General features: G+C 64.3%; 16 protein-coding genes. 10 read left to right on the top strand and 6 right to left on the bottom strand.

Going from position 1 to position 14,222, the window contains the following annotated elements; genetic code table 11:
• The first annotated feature begins 4 nt into the window (after window positions 1–4).
• The 4 genes from ANT_RS01030 to ANT_RS01015 all read left to right on the top strand — a co-directional run bounded on the left by ANT_RS01030 (window position 5) and on the right by ANT_RS01015 (window position 2,767).
• Complete coding sequence (locus ANT_RS01030; RefSeq protein WP_013558635.1) at window positions 5–235, top strand: hypothetical protein; 231 nt, start codon at window positions 5–7, stop codon at window positions 233–235.
• Window positions 236–239: 4 nt separating this feature from the next.
• Complete coding sequence (locus tag ANT_RS01025) at window positions 240–1,142, top strand: CoA transferase subunit A (RefSeq protein WP_013558634.1); 903 nt, start codon at window positions 240–242, stop codon at window positions 1,140–1,142.
• 3 nt (window positions 1,143–1,145) lie between these two features.
• Window positions 1,146–1,907 (top strand): CoA-transferase subunit beta, encoded by a 762-nt coding sequence (locus ANT_RS01020; RefSeq protein WP_013558633.1) that lies wholly within the window; start codon window positions 1,146–1,148, stop codon window positions 1,905–1,907.
• 116 nt (window positions 1,908–2,023) lie between these two features.
• Window positions 2,024–2,767 carry a DUF72 domain-containing protein gene (locus ANT_RS01015; protein WP_013558632.1) on the top strand — a complete coding sequence of 248 codons (744 nt, stop codon included), beginning with the start codon at window positions 2,024–2,026 and terminating at the stop codon, window positions 2,765–2,767.
• Between the two features lie 3 nt (window positions 2,768–2,770).
• Here the strand turns inward: ANT_RS01015 and ANT_RS01010 are convergent, their stop codons facing one another.
• The gene (locus ANT_RS01010; protein ID WP_013558631.1) at window positions 2,771–3,958 is read right to left on the bottom strand and encodes a beta propeller repeat protein; all 1,188 of its coding nucleotides are present in this window, start codon (window positions 3,956–3,958) and stop codon (window positions 2,771–2,773) included.
• A gap of 447 nt (window positions 3,959–4,405) precedes the next feature.
• On the opposite strand from ANT_RS01010, the gene ANT_RS01005 reads away from it, so the two are divergent.
• The 6 genes from ANT_RS01005 to ANT_RS00980 all read left to right on the top strand — a co-directional run bounded on the left by ANT_RS01005 (window position 4,406) and on the right by ANT_RS00980 (window position 8,321).
• Window positions 4,406–4,675 carry a hypothetical protein gene (locus ANT_RS01005; RefSeq protein ID WP_013558630.1) on the top strand — a complete coding sequence of 90 codons (270 nt, stop codon included), beginning with the start codon at window positions 4,406–4,408 and terminating at the stop codon, window positions 4,673–4,675.
• 145 nt (window positions 4,676–4,820) lie between these two features.
• Window positions 4,821–5,273 carry a hypothetical protein gene (locus tag ANT_RS01000; protein ID WP_013558629.1) on the top strand — a complete coding sequence of 151 codons (453 nt, stop codon included), beginning with the start codon at window positions 4,821–4,823 and terminating at the stop codon, window positions 5,271–5,273.
• 9 nt (window positions 5,274–5,282) lie between these two features.
• The gene (locus ANT_RS00995) at window positions 5,283–5,603 is read left to right on the top strand and encodes an Asp-tRNA(Asn)/Glu-tRNA(Gln) amidotransferase subunit GatC (RefSeq protein ID WP_013558628.1); all 321 of its coding nucleotides are present in this window, start codon (window positions 5,283–5,285) and stop codon (window positions 5,601–5,603) included.
• Between the two features lie 6 nt (window positions 5,604–5,609).
• Window positions 5,610–7,193: an Asp-tRNA(Asn)/Glu-tRNA(Gln) amidotransferase subunit GatA gene (gene gatA, locus ANT_RS00990; protein ID WP_013558627.1), complete on the top strand. Its 1,584-nt coding sequence runs from the start codon at window positions 5,610–5,612 to the stop codon at window positions 7,191–7,193.
• A gap of 203 nt (window positions 7,194–7,396) precedes the next feature.
• Window positions 7,397–7,831, top strand: a complete 435-nt coding sequence (locus ANT_RS00985) for a hypothetical protein (RefSeq protein WP_013558626.1) — start codon at window positions 7,397–7,399, stop codon at window positions 7,829–7,831.
• Window positions 7,832–7,868: 37 nt separating this feature from the next.
• Complete coding sequence (locus ANT_RS00980) at window positions 7,869–8,321, top strand: phage tail protein (RefSeq protein WP_013558625.1); 453 nt, start codon at window positions 7,869–7,871, stop codon at window positions 8,319–8,321.
• Window positions 8,322–8,327: 6 nt separating this feature from the next.
• Here ANT_RS00980 and aroB read toward each other — a convergent pair whose 3' ends face one another.
• From aroB to ANT_RS00955, 5 genes are read right to left on the bottom strand one after another with little or no spacing between them, the layout of a single operon-like run.
• Window positions 8,328–9,893, bottom strand: a complete 1,566-nt coding sequence (aroB, locus tag ANT_RS15900) for a 3-dehydroquinate synthase (protein WP_013558624.1) — start codon at window positions 9,891–9,893, stop codon at window positions 8,328–8,330.
• On the bottom strand, window positions 9,890–11,065 hold the full coding sequence (gene aroC / locus ANT_RS00970; RefSeq protein ID WP_041454458.1) for a chorismate synthase: 1,176 nt from the start codon (window positions 11,063–11,065) through the stop codon (window positions 9,890–9,892). Before aroC ends, aroB begins: the two co-directional genes overlap by 4 nt.
• A 21-nt stretch (window positions 11,066–11,086) precedes the next feature.
• A complete protein-coding gene (locus ANT_RS00965; RefSeq protein ID WP_013558622.1) occupies window positions 11,087–11,965 on the bottom strand; it encodes a shikimate dehydrogenase family protein in 879 nt (292 codons plus the stop codon).
• Complete coding sequence (gene aroA / locus ANT_RS00960) at window positions 11,962–13,287, bottom strand: 3-phosphoshikimate 1-carboxyvinyltransferase (RefSeq protein WP_013558621.1); 1,326 nt, start codon at window positions 13,285–13,287, stop codon at window positions 11,962–11,964. Before aroA ends, ANT_RS00965 begins: the two co-directional genes overlap by 4 nt.
• Window positions 13,247–14,164, bottom strand: coding sequence for a prephenate dehydrogenase (locus tag ANT_RS00955; protein ID WP_013558620.1), 918 nt, complete (start codon window positions 14,162–14,164; stop codon window positions 13,247–13,249). Before ANT_RS00955 ends, aroA begins: the two co-directional genes overlap by 41 nt.
• Between the last annotated feature and the right edge of the window lie 58 nt (window positions 14,165–14,222).

Here is a 14,222-nt window from a genome sequence, read left to right as displayed (position 1 = left end):
GGCTATGCGCAAACCTTTAGGGAGTTTTTTCTTCTCGGTTGGTTTGGTTCTGCTGGTGCTGTTCGTCTTTTCCGACATTGCCGAACAGCCGCAGTTTGGTTTGTTTGCGGGCGGAGCGGTTTGTCTGATTCTGGGAACGGCGTTGTGGTTGACCTCGCCGCGCCCGGCGTCGGGCGAACCGCCTGCCCGTTTCCGTACCGTCAAAAAACTTATGCAAAGGAAGAAGAAAGCCTGAATCCATGTCCAAACTCTGCACCCTCTCCGATGCCGTCTCTCGCCTGATTCACAACGGCGATACCGTGTATCTGGCGGGCTTTACCCACCTCATCCCCTTTGCCGTAGGGCATGAGATCATCCGTCAGGGCAAAAAGAACCTCACCCTGGCACGCGCCACCCCCGACCTGATTTACGACCAGATGGCGGCGGCGGGATGCGCCCGCAAGATCATCTTTTCCTACATGGGCAACCCCGGGGTGGGTTCGCTGAAGGTCCTGCGCCGAATGCTGGAAGCCGGTCAACTGGAATGGGAAGAGTACTCCCACTTCGGCATGATTACCCGCCTGCAGGCTGGCGCCGCCGGACTGCCCTTCCTGCCGATGAACCTAACCGCCGCGCCCGACCTGGAGCGCGTCAACCCCAACTACAAACGCCTGACCGACCCCTACACCGGGCGCGAGGTGATGGCCCTGCCACCGCTCAACCCCGATGTGGCGGTAGTGCACGTCCAGCGCGCCGATGAGCACGGCAACGCCCAGATTTGGGGCATCCTGGGCGAGCAGAAAGAAGCCGCTTTTGCCGCCGAGCGCGTCATTGTCACCGCCGAGGAAATCGTTCCCGAAGAGGTCATCCGCTCCGACCCCAACCGTACCATCATCCCCGAGTTCATCGTGGATGCGGTGTGCCATGTGCCATACTGCGCGCACCCTTCCTACACGCAGGGATATTACGACCGCGACAACGCCTTCTACCTGGAATGGGATCGCATCAGCGAGAGCGATGAGGCGGTGCAGGACTACCTGAAAGAATGGGTGTACGGCGTGCGCGACCGCGCCGAGTACTGGGAAAAACTGGGCGAGGAAACCCATCGGCGGCTGGCAGTGTCCCCGCGCTATGCCGCGCCGGTGAACTACGGAGAATACTAGACTATGGACACGGCATACACTTCCAGCGAATTGATGATTATCAACGCGGCGCGCCTTCTGCGCGATGGCGATGTGGTGTTTGTCGGCGTGGGCATTCCCAACCTGGCGTGCAACCTGGCGCGGCGCACCCACGCCCCCAACCTGTACATGATTTACGAAGCCGGGGTCATCGGTGCACGTCCCAACCGCCTGCCCCTTTCCATCGGCGACCCCACGCTGGTGAGCGGCGCCGCCGCGGTGTGCAGTATGTACGATATCTTCACCCTGTACCTGCAACGCGGAAATGTGGACGTGGGCTTTCTGGGCGGGGCGCAGATTGACCGCTTCGGCAATATCAACGCCACGGTGATTGGCGATTATGCCCACCCCAAGGTGCGCCTGCCCGGCTCCGGCGGTTCCATGGAAATCGCCGCCTGGGCAAACCGCTGTTACATCATGACCCCGCACCAGAAGCGGCGCTTCCCCGAGCGGGTGGACTTCCACACCTCGGCGGGTTTCCTCAGCGGCAAGGGCGAGCGTCAGGCTTCCGGCGTGCGCGGCAAGGGACCGCAGGCGGTGGTGACCAACCTGGGCATTCTGGAGCCGGACGAGAACGGGGAACTGATTCTCACCGCCCTGCACGCCGGGGCAACGGTGGAGATGGCGCGCGAGAACACCGGCTGGGCGCTGAAGGTGGCGCCATCCCTGCGCATCACCGAGCCGCCCACGGCAGAGGAACTGCGCATCCTGCGCGAGGAACTCGATCCGCAGGGCATTTACCGCTAGGGAGCGCAAAGCAAGCGTGTGCGCATGGTTCGGCAGGCTCGGCGTTCGCTTTGCCAAGGCTTTCGGAGGGGCTTAACAGCCCCTCTTTTTCATGGCAGAATCAGGATAGATAACCCATGAACGGGACTTCCACTCCCTACCGCATCGGCACGTCCGGCTGGACGTACGACCACTGGCGCGGACTGTTCTATCCCGAAAACCTGCCCAAAACGCGCTGGTTTGCCCACTACGCGCAGACCTTCGACACCGTTGAAATCAACGCCACCTTTTACCGCACCTTTGGCGAAAGCACCTACCGCAAATGGCGCGAGCAGGCGCCGGAGGGCTTCACTTACGTCCTCAAAGCGCCCAAACCCATCACCCATTACAAATTTCTGCAGGACGTTGAGGCAGACATCCGCGCTTTCTGGGAGAGCGCCGCCCTGCTGGGCAATCAACTGGGCATGATTCTCCTGCAGTTAGCCCCATCCACCCCTTACGACCCCGAACGCCTGCGCGCCGCCCTGCGGACATTCCCCGACCCCGCGCGGGTGGCGGTAGAGTTCCGCAGTGAGCGCTGGCTGACCGATGAGACCCGCGCCCTGCTGGAGGAAAGCGGCGCCTGCTTTTGCGATGCCGACGCCCCGCGCGCGCCCCTGCGCGGCTGGCTGACCGGCAGGACGGCTTACCTGCGCCTGCACGGACGCTCGCGCTGGTACGCCCACTGCTACACCGATGCCGAACTGGATGAAATTGCCGCGCTGGCGCGCCGTCATGTCGAACAGGTCGCCGAACGGGTGTACATCTTCTTCAACAACGATTTTGAGGGCTATGCGCCGGAGAACGCCCGGTCACTGATTCAGCGCCTTGCGCCGCGGTGAGGATTACGGCACATCCTCTGCCAGCAGTTCCCAGGTCTGCGCGCCGTCGGTCGTGCCGTACAGGCGGTGACCGTTTTCGTCGTACTGCACCGCCCAGCCGGTTAGCGGGTCGCTGAAAACGAGCGACTCCGGTGTCTCCGGCGGGTTGGCGGGAGCAGTCTGCCACGTCCAGCCGCCATCCTGCGACAGGCGCAGGTTCTCCCCATCCCACACCCACCAGTGCAGGGCATCGGGTGCCGACCAGGTGTTGCCCACTGCCGGAATGCCTGGCGTCAACTGCCACGAAGCGCCGCCGTCACGGGTGACGAAGAAAGCCCGCTGAAAGGTCTCACTGCCGTAAAAAATGGAGAAGGCTCCGCTCTGCCCGTCAAAGAAGCGCAATCCTTCGGCGTAGAAGCCGGAGGGACTTTGGGGCAAATCCAGCGGACGGCGCTCCCAGCGCACCCCGCCATCGCCACTGCGGTAGAGGTACAAGCCGTCCACCGCCGGGGAGATGCCCGCCGCCCAGAGGGTTTGCTCATCCTGCGCGGCAATCTGCCACTGGGTGTGCATGCCCACCGGCAGGCGTCCGGGGGCATCCTCATCGCCCGCCGTGGAGCGCATCACCAGTTCCCAGGTCTGCCCGCCGTCGCGGGTGCGGTGCAGTTCCACCAAACCCTGAAGAGAGACCTGCGCCAGAACGGTTTGGGCGGAAGCCGGCGCGCGGAAGAAGTTCGCCCAGCCAAATGGCGCGGGCGCCGACTGCCAGGTCTGCCCGCCGTCTGTCGTGCGGTAGAGCGTGCCGGAGTCGTAGCGGTCGAGAGCCGGCAGGCACACCCAGGCTTCCTCTGCCGAGGGGAAGAAGCCCGAGAGGGTTACCGTCATCTCGCTGTGCAGGTCGGAGGGGGTGACGTCCTGCCAGGTGCGTCCGCCGTCGGTAGTGCGCAGGACACGGGTATCGCGCACCCCCCAGCCGTTCAGGGCGTCCAGGCGGGTGAGTTGCGTGAAGGGCAGAAGACTGCCCGATGAAGGCACAGGCGCGGGAAGGGTTTCCGTTGGGGAGGGGACGGCGGTGAAAGTGGGCGCAGGGGAGGGCGAAGGCGTCGCTTCAGGCAGGGACTGCGCCTGAAGGGACGGGACAGGGGGGATGCGGGGAGCGCAGGCGCTCACCGCCCAGAGCATCAGCACAAGCGAGAGGAGCAGTTTCTTCATAGAAATAAGACGTTCCTTGTTTTCGGCAGGTTCCTTTTGAGCATACCACAAAACGGCATCTGGCGAGCGTTCAGAGAAGTTTGTTTTACTGCAAAGGCGCAAAGCAAGCAAATGTGAAAAATCCTTCCCAAAAGTAATTTTTTGGTTATAATCAATTCAGATGATACAAACCAGGGGGAAAGACGCCGCCCGCAGGGGGCGCACGGGGATGGCGGATTCCACAGACGGAACAGGTCTTTAACACAAATACGCAACTCCCTTCGGAGGAAGGGGGGATATTGTATCGTCCCTTGGGCAGGACGAGCCGCTCCGTCCATTGCCGTGAAAACGGGCGCGTTTTCGGGCATCGGCGCGGCGGCGCTGTCCCTGCGCCGAGGGAGGATTTTCCAGGCTTTTTCCATGGTGAGGGTGGACAAAACCAGCAAAAACCAAACAGGGAGGAAAATAATGGAAGGTTTTCTTATCATTCTGGCATTGGCTCTTGGAATATATTTTGTCTGCAAGGTTGATCAGGACAGGGACAGTCAACAAAAAGCCAACCGTTTCTTCATGGAAGAAGAGGAAGAAAAACAACGCAGGGAAGAAATTATCCGGAGCGGTATCGCCTACAACGCCTGGAACCACATGCGCAACCACGACGGCAACCCGTACAACGATTCCGTCGGCTCGGCATTTACCCCCGGGACGGACGCCTGGAAAGCCAACCGCCGTTTTTAAGGCGCAGTAGCCCGCATCGTTTTCTCAACATCGAATCCATGCCCTCACCCTGCCCTCTCCCGCTGGGAGAGGGCAAGCCGTTCATGCACCGCTCAACTTGACAGATGCCCAGTCTGGGATATACTGACACCAGCGGAGGTGACTCATGCGTCTTTCTGGCTGGGATGTGCTCTCCATCGTCTTGCTGGCAGGGATGGCGTTCCTCATCCTGATTTTCTCCATCATCTTCATCAACCCCTATGTGATGATCAACCCCTACCCGCCGCCCACACCGGTGCCGACGCTCTTTGTGCCGTCGCCCACCGCCACCCTGCGCGCCCTGCCCACCATTGCGCGCACCAGTCCCTTTGAAGTGCCGACGGCAACGCCGCGCCCTCTGCGCCCCACCTCTACTCTGCCGCCCACGGCGACCGGTTTCCGCCTGCCCACTTTCACCCCCACGCCGACGCGCACCAGCACGCCTACCAATACGCGCACGCCCACCAACACGCCCACCTTCACCGTGCCGCCCACGTACACTTCCACACCGGTAACGCCTTCTCCAACGCCGGTAACCCCTACCGAGCCTGTTTCCACCATATACCCCCCAAGCCCATGAAAGGGATCTATGACGGACGAAATTACTCCCGAATTGTTTGCCCATCTGGTTGAACTTGCCGCGCTGGAACTGGACGCGCAGGAAGCCGAATACCTGCGCCGGCAGTTGAATTATCAGTTAAAAGCCATTCACGAACTGGAAGCCATTCCACTGGATGAGGATACCCCCATCACCTCGCACGGCGTAGCCTACACCCCCGAAATCAGCCAGCCGCCGCGCGCCGATGAGTGGCACCCCTACCCTGCTCCGCAGGACATCCTCTCCCAAGCCCCCGAAGTGGATGACGGCTACATCGTCGTCCCCGAAACGCCCACCACCCCGCTGGAGTGAACCCACATGGAACTTTGTGATCTTTCGGCTGTTGAACTGTACCGCTTACTGCGCGAACGCAAGACCTCGGCGGTGGAGATTCTGCAATCCACCCTGGAACGCATCGGCGAAGTGGAAGGGCGCATGGGCGCGCTGGAGAACAGCGACCTGACTGAAGAGGACAAGCAAAAGGTGCATGCCTTTATCACCCTCACCGACGAGCGCGCCCTGGAACAAGCCCGCCGCGTGGATGCGCGCCTTGCCGCCGGTGAAGACCCCGGCGCGCTGGCAGGCATCCCGGTGAGCATCAAGGATATCTTCTGCGTCAAGGATACCCCCACCACTGCCGCTTCGCGCATCCTCGCCAATTTCACCGCCCCCTACACCGCCACGCCGGTGGAGCGTCTGGAGCAATCCGGCGCGTTGCTGGTGGGCAAGGTCAATCTGGACGAGTTCACCTACGGCTCATCCAACGAATCTTCAGCGTTCAAGCCCACCCCGCGCAACCCCTGGGATCCTTCGCGGGTACCGGGCGGCTCGTCGGGCGGAAGCGCGACGGCGGTGGCGGCAGGCGAATCCGTGCTGAGCCTCGGCACCGATACCGCCGGATCCATCCGCCAGCCGGCATCCTTCTGCGGCGTGGTGGGACTCAAGCCCACCTACGGGCGCGTCTCGCGCTACGGGCTGATTGCCTTTGCTTCATCGCTGGACTGCCCCGGTCCGCTGGCAAAGGACGTCAGCGGCGCGGCGATGATGCTTCAGGTCATTGCCGGAGCCGACCCCAAAGACAGCACTACCGCTACTGTGCCGGTGCCCGATTACCTCGCCGAACTGGAAAAGGGCGTGAAAGGCTTGCGCATCGGGCTTTCGCCGGATTACTTCCGCATCACCTACCCCACGCCGGACGGCGGTTTTGAACAACAGCCCCTGCCGGCGGAGATTGAGCAAGCCGTGTACCGCGCCGCCGACCTTCTGCGCCAGATGGGCGCGGAGATCATCGAGGACGTGCCCATGCCCAACACGCGCTACGGCATCCCGGCGTACTTCGTCATCAGCCGGGTGGAAGCCGCATCCAACCTGCACCGCTACGACGGCGTTAAATACGGCTACCGCACCCCGCAGGCGGTGGCTGACCTGCGCGAGATGTACCGCAAGACCCGTGCCGAGGGCTTCGGCATCCAGCCCAAACTGCGCATCCTGATGGGCATGTACGTCAGCGCCGCGCAGTACAGCGCGCGCTACTACCAGCGGGCTTTGCGGGTGCGCACGCTCATCCGCCGCGATTTCGAGCAAGCCTTTGACCGCAACGGCGCCTACCGTCTGGATGCCCTGCTGACGCCCACCACACCCACCACCGCCTTCGAGATGGCGGCGGTGTACGGCGATTCGGTGCTGATGCAGTACGCCGACCAGTTGACCGTGCCTGCCAATCACGCCGGAGTGCCGGGCTTGTCCATCCCCGCCGGGCTGGATGCGCAGGGCTTGCCCATCGGCATCCAACTGCTGGGCGCCGATTTCTCCGAGGATATCCTTCTGCGCATCGGGCGCGCCTACGAAATCGCCACCCAGGGCGAAGCCTGGCGGCAAGCCCGTCCGCGCGTGCTGGCGTAAGCCTGAGATTTCTCTGAAAGTATCACCGCGCTCCGTACCCCGGGGCGCGGTGATTTTTTACCGCCAAGACGCCAAGAGCGCAAAGGGGAGAAATCCGTGTGCCTCGACAGACCCGGCACACGTCCACTTCAACGCGCGTCCTGCATGGGATTGTGCTATACTGAAATTATCCATTTTTCATCCATTTAATAAAGGAAACTCCCATGAACCCTCTTTCGCGCATCCGCGCACCCGCCGACCAGCCCCTGCAGGACGGCTACACGCGCACGCTGGAAGCCCTGCGCCACGAGGAACGCCTGCTGGCGGTCTGCCTGCCTCTGCTCCTGCTGGCGGTGCTGGTGCTGTTCATCCCCGCGGTGGGCGGGCTGGGTAGTCCGCCTCTGCGCCCTCTGCTCACCGCCATCAACCTCACCGGCATCCTGCTCACCCTGCTGACGCTGTGGCTGGCGCGCAACCTGCTGGAGCGCATCCGCGCGCGGGTGGAAGCCTGCCGCGAGATGGAAACGCGCCTGTGCCTGCCCGCGCTTCAGGAAAGTTCCGTGCTGGATACCCATCCCCTGAACCTGCTGTTCAGCGCGCTGATCATTCTTCTGCTGGGCGGGTGGATTCTGCACCTGATTGTGGTCTGGAGCCTGTAAACAGGCTCTCCCTTCTCTTTTGAAATGGAGTACCCCCATGGCAATTTACCGTGATGCCCCCTATCCCCCCTGCCACTTCACCGTGGATTTAGGCACCGGCGAGACCTGGTCGCCCAATACCGGCTTGCTGGAAGTGGTCTTTCCCGAAGCCCGGCTGGTGGTCGCCGACTACCGCCCCGGCAACAGCAAAACCCCCGAACCGCAAAAGGTACAGACCGGCGTGGAATACGGCACGCTCATCCTGCGCCGCACCGTGAACGGTTCGCTGGACTGGTACCAGTGGTGGAACGAGTTCCGCAACGGCAGTACCGGCAACACCCGCAGTGTCACCATCCACCTGATGAACGAGGATTTGTCCAACGTGGTGCTGACGTGGAAATTTTTCCGCGCCCGACCGGTTAATCATCTCTTCTCCAACCTGACCGGGCTCGGCGGCGAGTTGTTTGTCGAAAGTCTGGAACTGGCGTTTGAACGGCTGGAGATGGAGTAAGACGCCTCAACCCGACAGGTACGCCGACCAGTCCACCTCCAGCGGCACTCCAACGCGGTACGCGCCGATGTCCTCCGGCAGGGCAAAGCGCACCCGTCCATCGGCGTTCTTCTTATCCACCTGAAGCGCGGCGCGGAAGGCGTTTGCATCCAGCCCGGCAGGAATGCGCGTGGGCAAGCCCAAGCCCTGCAGGCAGGCGGCGATGCGCTCCGCCAGCCCTTTGCGGGCAATGCCGTACTGTTCCGCCAGTTGCGCCTCCACCACCAGCCCAATAGCAACGGCTTCGCCGTGGCGCAGGCGGTAACCGCTGGCGCGTTCGATGGCATGTCCCACCGTGTGACCCAGGTTCAGCGCGGCGCGTTCCCCCTTCTCATAGGGATCGCGCTCGATGAAGCCCACCTTCACCGCCATCCCCCGGCGGATGACCTCCCCCATGCGCCCCAGCACCGCCTCCCAGCCCTGCTCGCAAAGATAGAAAAGTTCCGGGTCGGCAAGGATGCCGTGTTTGACCACCTCCGCCAGCCCGGCGCGGATTTCTTCCTCCGGCAGGGTCTCCAGCGTTTGCGGGTCTGCCAGCACCAGCGCAGGCGGATGGAAAGCCCCGATGAGGTTCTTGCCCTGCGGCAGGTCGGCGCCGGTTTTCCCGCCCAGGCTGGCATCCACCATCGCCAGCAGGGTGGTCGGCACTGCCACCCAGCGCACCCCGCGCATGTAGGTTGCCGCGGCAAAGCCCGCCAGGTCGCCGATCACCCCACCGCCTATAGCAATCACCGTACTGCCGCGCTCCAGCCCGCCCTGCAAGAAGGCGCTCCACAGCGTTTCCAGCGAGCGCAGGGTCTTGTGTTCCTCCCCGGCAGGCAGGATGACCGGCACAACGTGGTAGCCCGCATCTTCCAGCGCGGCGCGCAGACGCTCGCCGTGATGGGGCATGACGCGATCGTCGCTCACCAGCGCCAGCGGGTCTTTCAAACCGCGGCGGCACAGTAAACTGCCGCAGGCATCCAGCCCGCCAAAGCGCACGCGCACATCGTAAGACGTGCCCATGCCGCGCAGACGGAAGACCCCCAGCAGACGCTGAGCTTCCTCAACGGCTTGCTCCGGTGAGAGATGGGTGGTGTCCAGTTGCAAGGGGAAAGACGCATAATGCCCGGCGCGCCGTTCCAGCAGACTGCGCAGACGCTCGCGCCAGTTTTCTCCCGCCACCAGCGGACGTTCCTCCGCCGCATGGCTCATCCGCGCCTGCAGAGTCTCAATATCGGCGTGCAGGCACAGCACCGCACCGTGCGCCTCCACTGCGCGGCGGTTGGCATCCTCCAGCAGAGCGCCGCCGCCCAGCGCAGCCACCCCGCCGTCTCCGGCAAGCAGTTCATGCAGAGCCTGACGCTCGCGGGCGCGGAAGCCGCTTTCACCCTCACGGGCGAAAATGGCGGGAATGTCCACGCCGGCTTGCTCAACGATGAGCGCATCCAGGTCAAAGAAGGGCAAATCCAAACGCTCCGCCAGCGCCCTGCCGAGGGTGCTTTTTCCCGAACCCGGCGCGCCGTAGAGGAAAAACCACTCGCCCGCGCTCATGCGTCCTCCCAGAAGCGGTGCGGAGTACCGTCCATGGGCAAATCACTCAGGCGCGCCTGACGCAATCTTTCAAAGCGCGGCAGGATCTCCGCCAGCGAATCGCCGCCCAGTTTTTCCAGCAGGGCATCTGTCAGCACAAACGCCAGCATGGCTTCCAGGATGACCACCGCGCGCGGCACCGGACAGAAATCGGAGCGTTCGTAGCGCGTCTCGGTCTCCACCCCCTGCGCCAGATCCACCGTCGGCTGAGGGGTGAGGGTGGTGGCGATGGGCTTCATCGCCGCGCGCACCACCAGCGGCTCGCCGTTGGTGATGCCCCCCTCCAGCCCGCCACTGCGGTTGCCCGTGCGGATGATCCTCTCTCCCTCCAGGCGGATGGGGTCGTGTACCTGCGTGCCTGGCAGGCGCGTATTGGCAAAGGCGGGTCCAAACTCCACTCCCTTGATGGCAGGCACACTTAACAATGCCGCGCCGATGCGCGCTTCCAGCCGCCGATCCCACTGCGCATACGAGCCCAGCCCCGGCGGCACGTTGAGCGCCGCCACCTCAATCACCCCGCCGAGGGTGTCGCGCGCCTGCATGACGGTGCGAATGGCGGCGCGCATGTCCTCCGCCGCCTGCGCGTCCGGGCAGGACACATCCGACTCCAGCGCGCGGGCAATGCGCTCGGCGTAGGGCATGCCCTCCAGACGGCTCTCCACCCCGCCGATGGAGACCACATACCCGCCTACCTGAATCCCGAACTGCCCCAGCAGATGCCGGCACACCGCCCCCACCGCCACCCGCGCGGCAGTCTCCCGCGCCGAAGCGCGCTCCAGCGCCGGGCGCAGGTCGCGGTAGCCATACTTGAGCGCGCCGCTCAAATCGGCGTGTCCGGGGCGCGGGGTGGTGAAGGGGGGAATGTCTTTGCCCTTCCAGCGGGCATGGTCGGCGTTTTCGATAAGCAGTGCCAGCGGCGCGCCGGTGGTCACCCCCGCCATGACCCCGCCGAGGATGCGGGCGCGGTCGTGTTCCAGTTTCATGCGCGCCCCGGCGCCCAGTCCCTGCTGGCGGCGCGTCAAATCGCGTGCAAGGATGTCTTCATTCAGCGGCAAGCCGGCGGGGATGCCATCCAGAATCACGCTCAGCGCAGGTCCGTGCGATTCACCGGCAGTGAGAAAGCGTAAGGTCATCGTTTCACCTTCCTCCATGTATCAGGTTTGCGGGTTGGAGTCTTCGGCAACCACCTGCCACATGACGGAACGCGGCACCATCTGCCCGCTCCAGCGTTCCAGCGCCAGGGCGGCTTGTTCCACCAGCATACCCAGCCCGCCGGCGGCAGGCGCGCCGCAGGCGCGGGCAAAGGCAAGCAGGCGCGTCTCCCGGGGATTGTACACCAGATCGTACACCGCCGTCCCTTCGGGGATGGGCAGAGCCTCATTCCACGGCAGGGTGTCGGGATGAGGAGACATCCCCAGCGGGGTAGCATTGACCAGCAAATTCAGGCGCGGTGGGAGCGCTTCACGCGGGGGAACACCTTCCAGCGCGGTTAGCGGGGCATAGGGTAGGAAAGTGCGCAGAGATTCCGCCAGTGTTTGGGCTTGTTCTCCGCGGCGGGCGCTCACCCAGACTTCCCACTCGGCGCGAATGAGCGCATAGACCACCGCACGCGCCGCACCACCCGCCCCCAGCACCAGCGCCCTGCCCCCCTGAAGCGGCAGGACATCTCCCAACTGCGCGTACAGGTCGCGCAGAAAGCCGGGCGAATCGGTGTTTGCACCCCACACCCGCCCGGAGTCATCCACCCCCAGCGTGTTCACCGCCCCGATGATGCGGGCTTCGTCCTCGCAGAAATCCAGTTCTTTCATCACCGTCTGCTTGTGGGGGATGGTTACGTTCAGCCCGTGCAGGTCGCCCGCACGCAGACGCTCAAAGAGCGCGCGCCATGCTGTTTCGCCCTCCGGCAGGGGCGGGACGGGGTAGAGGCGGTACTCGCCCTCCAGCCCCATAGCGCTCAGCGCGGCAGTGTGCAGGCGCGGGGAGAGGCTGTGTCCCAGGGGAAACCCCAGCAGTCCCAGGCACAGGGCGCTCATGGTGTCACCTTGACCTGCGCCCCCAACGCCTGCAGGGTAGCGACAAAATCCGGGAAGGACTCGGCCATGATCTCCGCCTGCTCAATGATGACAGACTTGACACCCGCCAGCCCGGCAACCGCCAGCGCCATCGCCAGGCGGTGATCGCCGTGCGGATGGACAGTCCCGCCCAGCGCAGCACCGCCGCTCAGGTCAAAGCCGTCGGGGTGTTCTTCGGCAATGCCGCCCAGGCGGCGCACTTCCTGCACCAGCGCGGCGATGCGGTCAGATTCCTTGTAGCGTAGTTCCTGCGCGTCCCGCACGGTGCTGATGCCTTCAGCGTGCAAAGCGGCGGCGGCAAAGGCGGGAAACTCGTCAATCATTGCCACCACCCGCTCGCCCTGCACCCGTCCCGCCCGCAAAGCCGAAGCCTGCACGCGCACATCGCCCACCGGCTCGCCGAACACCTCCCGCCGATGGGTGATCTCGATACGCGCGCCCATCTCACGGAGCGTTTCCAGCAGGCCGGTGCGGGTGGGGTTAAGCCCCACGCCGCGGATGAGTACGTCCGAACCGGGGACAATGGATGCCGCCGCCAGCAGAAAGGCTGCGGCGGAGAAATCGCCGGGAATACTGCCCCGCAGGGGCGGCAGGGGCTGTTGGGGCGGGTGCAGGCGCACCCAAGCCGCGCCGCCGGGCAGACGGGCATCTTCCAGCGCCACCCCCATGCCCTTGAGCATGCGCTCAGTGTGGTCGCGCGAAAGCGTTGGCTCTACCACCTCAACGGGCGCATCTGCCGCCAGCCCTGCTAGCAAAAGGCAGGTCTTGACCTGCGCACTGGCAACCGCGAGGGTGTGACTCATCCCCCGCAGGGGGCTTTCAGCAGGGCGGGCTTGCAGGGTCAGCGGGGCACCGCCCCCCTCAGCGGCGGTGATGGGCACACCCATGGCGCGCAGGGGGTCGACGATACGCTCCATGGGGCGGCGGCGCAGTCCGGGGGTACCGTCCAGCACCGCAGGGATACCCGCGGCGGCAAGCGCACCTGCCAGCAGGCGCAGGGTGGTAGCCGAGTTGCCGCAAAAGAGCGGCTCGGCGGGGATTTTCCAGCGTCTCCAGCCGGGGGAGCGCACTTCCAGACATTCATCCTCCAACCGCCAGGTCACGCCCAGCGCCGTCAGCGCGTTGAGCATGGCGCGGGTGACACCCGAATCCAGGAAGTTTTCGATGAGACTCTCGCCCTCCGCCAGCGCGGCAAAAAGGGCGGCACGGTGCGAGATGGACTTGTCGCCGGGAATGCGCACCTCACCGCGCAGGGGTGCGCCGGGGCTCACGATGAGATTCATGAGGCTTCTCTCCATGCAAATTGAGCAGGCTTTCGCGTTGATGAGCGCTTTCCGCAAGCAATGCCCGCAGGCTCTGCCAGTCTTCGGCTTCCAGTGCCTGCGCCAGCAGATCCAGGCGCAATTGCGCGCGGCGCAGAGTGGTCAACAAATAATCCCGGTTGGATGCCAGCACCTCCAGCATTAAGTCGGCGGGCTGGGATGCCAGCCGCGAGGTGGAGCGGTAGCCCGGTCCTGCCAGCGGGGCGGCTTGCGGCGGCACGCTGGATGCCAGAGCGCTCGCCAGCAGGTAGGGCAGATGACTGGTTGCCGCCACCCAGCGGTCGTGCGTCTCAGCATCCAGCCAGAGCGGGCGCGCTCCCACCGCCTGCACCAGGCTTTCGGCAACCTGCCGGGCATGGGCAGAGGTGCGCTCCAGTGGGCAAAGAGCAAACGCCGCCCCATGGTACAGGTCTGCTTCGGCATGTTCAAACGAAGAATGCTCCTTGCCGCACATGGGATGCCCGCCAAGGGGGTCGAAACGCTGCGGCAGATGCACCATGGCGGCGAGGATTTCACGCTTGGTCGAACCCACGTCCAGCACCACCGCCCTGCCGGGGTGCAGGTCGGGCAGGCGCTCCAGCAGATGCAGGATGCTCTGCACCGGCGTTGCCAGCACCACCACATCGGCTTGTGGAAGCAGGTCAGCGGGGTCGGCGCTGACAGTGTCCACCGCGCCGCGCTCCAGGGCTTGCTGACGGGTGGGCGCATGGGTATCCACCCCCAGGACGGCACGCACCCTGCCGCGCAATGCCAGCGCCAGCGAACCTCCCATCAGCCCCAAGCCCACAATGGCAACCCGCAGGGAGCGGAAAAAGTCTTCCTCGCTTTCTGTGCTCATGCCGTGTTTTCCTCCATGAGTTGAACACATTCACCATGCCCGTCGACCACGAACCCGC

This window comes from Anaerolinea thermophila UNI-1 (assembly GCF_000199675.1).
GTDB lineage: Bacteria > Chloroflexota > Anaerolineae > Anaerolineales > Anaerolineaceae > Anaerolinea > Anaerolinea thermophila.
This window is presented reverse-complemented; position numbering and strand designations above follow the sequence as displayed.

Excerpts from the sequence above, each read along its gene's own strand:
- ANT_RS01030 (WP_013558635.1), top strand. The coding sequence starts at position 5 with ATGCGCAAACCTTTAGGGAGTTTTTTCTTCTCGGTTGGTTTGGTTCTG.
- ANT_RS01025 (WP_013558634.1), top strand. The coding sequence starts at position 240 with ATGTCCAAACTCTGCACCCTCTCCGATGCCGTCTCTCGCCTGATTCAC.
- ANT_RS01020 (WP_013558633.1), top strand. The coding sequence starts at position 1,146 with ATGGACACGGCATACACTTCCAGCGAATTGATGATTATCAACGCGGCG.
- ANT_RS01015 (WP_013558632.1), top strand. The coding sequence starts at position 2,024 with ATGAACGGGACTTCCACTCCCTACCGCATCGGCACGTCCGGCTGGACG.
- ANT_RS01010 (WP_013558631.1), bottom strand. The coding sequence starts at position 3,958 with ATGAAGAAACTGCTCCTCTCGCTTGTGCTGATGCTCTGGGCGGTGAGC.
- ANT_RS01005 (WP_013558630.1), top strand. The coding sequence starts at position 4,406 with ATGGAAGGTTTTCTTATCATTCTGGCATTGGCTCTTGGAATATATTTT.
- ANT_RS01000 (WP_013558629.1), top strand. The coding sequence starts at position 4,821 with ATGCGTCTTTCTGGCTGGGATGTGCTCTCCATCGTCTTGCTGGCAGGG.
- ANT_RS00995 (WP_013558628.1), top strand. The coding sequence starts at position 5,283 with ATGACGGACGAAATTACTCCCGAATTGTTTGCCCATCTGGTTGAACTT.
- gatA (WP_013558627.1), top strand. The coding sequence starts at position 5,610 with ATGGAACTTTGTGATCTTTCGGCTGTTGAACTGTACCGCTTACTGCGC.
- ANT_RS00985 (WP_013558626.1), top strand. The coding sequence starts at position 7,397 with ATGAACCCTCTTTCGCGCATCCGCGCACCCGCCGACCAGCCCCTGCAG.
- ANT_RS00980 (WP_013558625.1), top strand. The coding sequence starts at position 7,869 with ATGGCAATTTACCGTGATGCCCCCTATCCCCCCTGCCACTTCACCGTG.
- aroB (WP_013558624.1), bottom strand. The coding sequence starts at position 9,893 with ATGAGCGCGGGCGAGTGGTTTTTCCTCTACGGCGCGCCGGGTTCGGGA.
- aroC (WP_041454458.1), bottom strand. The coding sequence starts at position 11,065 with ATGACCTTACGCTTTCTCACTGCCGGTGAATCGCACGGACCTGCGCTG.
- ANT_RS00965 (WP_013558622.1), bottom strand. The coding sequence starts at position 11,965 with ATGAGCGCCCTGTGCCTGGGACTGCTGGGGTTTCCCCTGGGACACAGC.
- aroA (WP_013558621.1), bottom strand. The coding sequence starts at position 13,287 with ATGAATCTCATCGTGAGCCCCGGCGCACCCCTGCGCGGTGAGGTGCGC.
- ANT_RS00955 (WP_013558620.1), bottom strand. The coding sequence starts at position 14,164 with ATGAGCACAGAAAGCGAGGAAGACTTTTTCCGCTCCCTGCGGGTTGCC.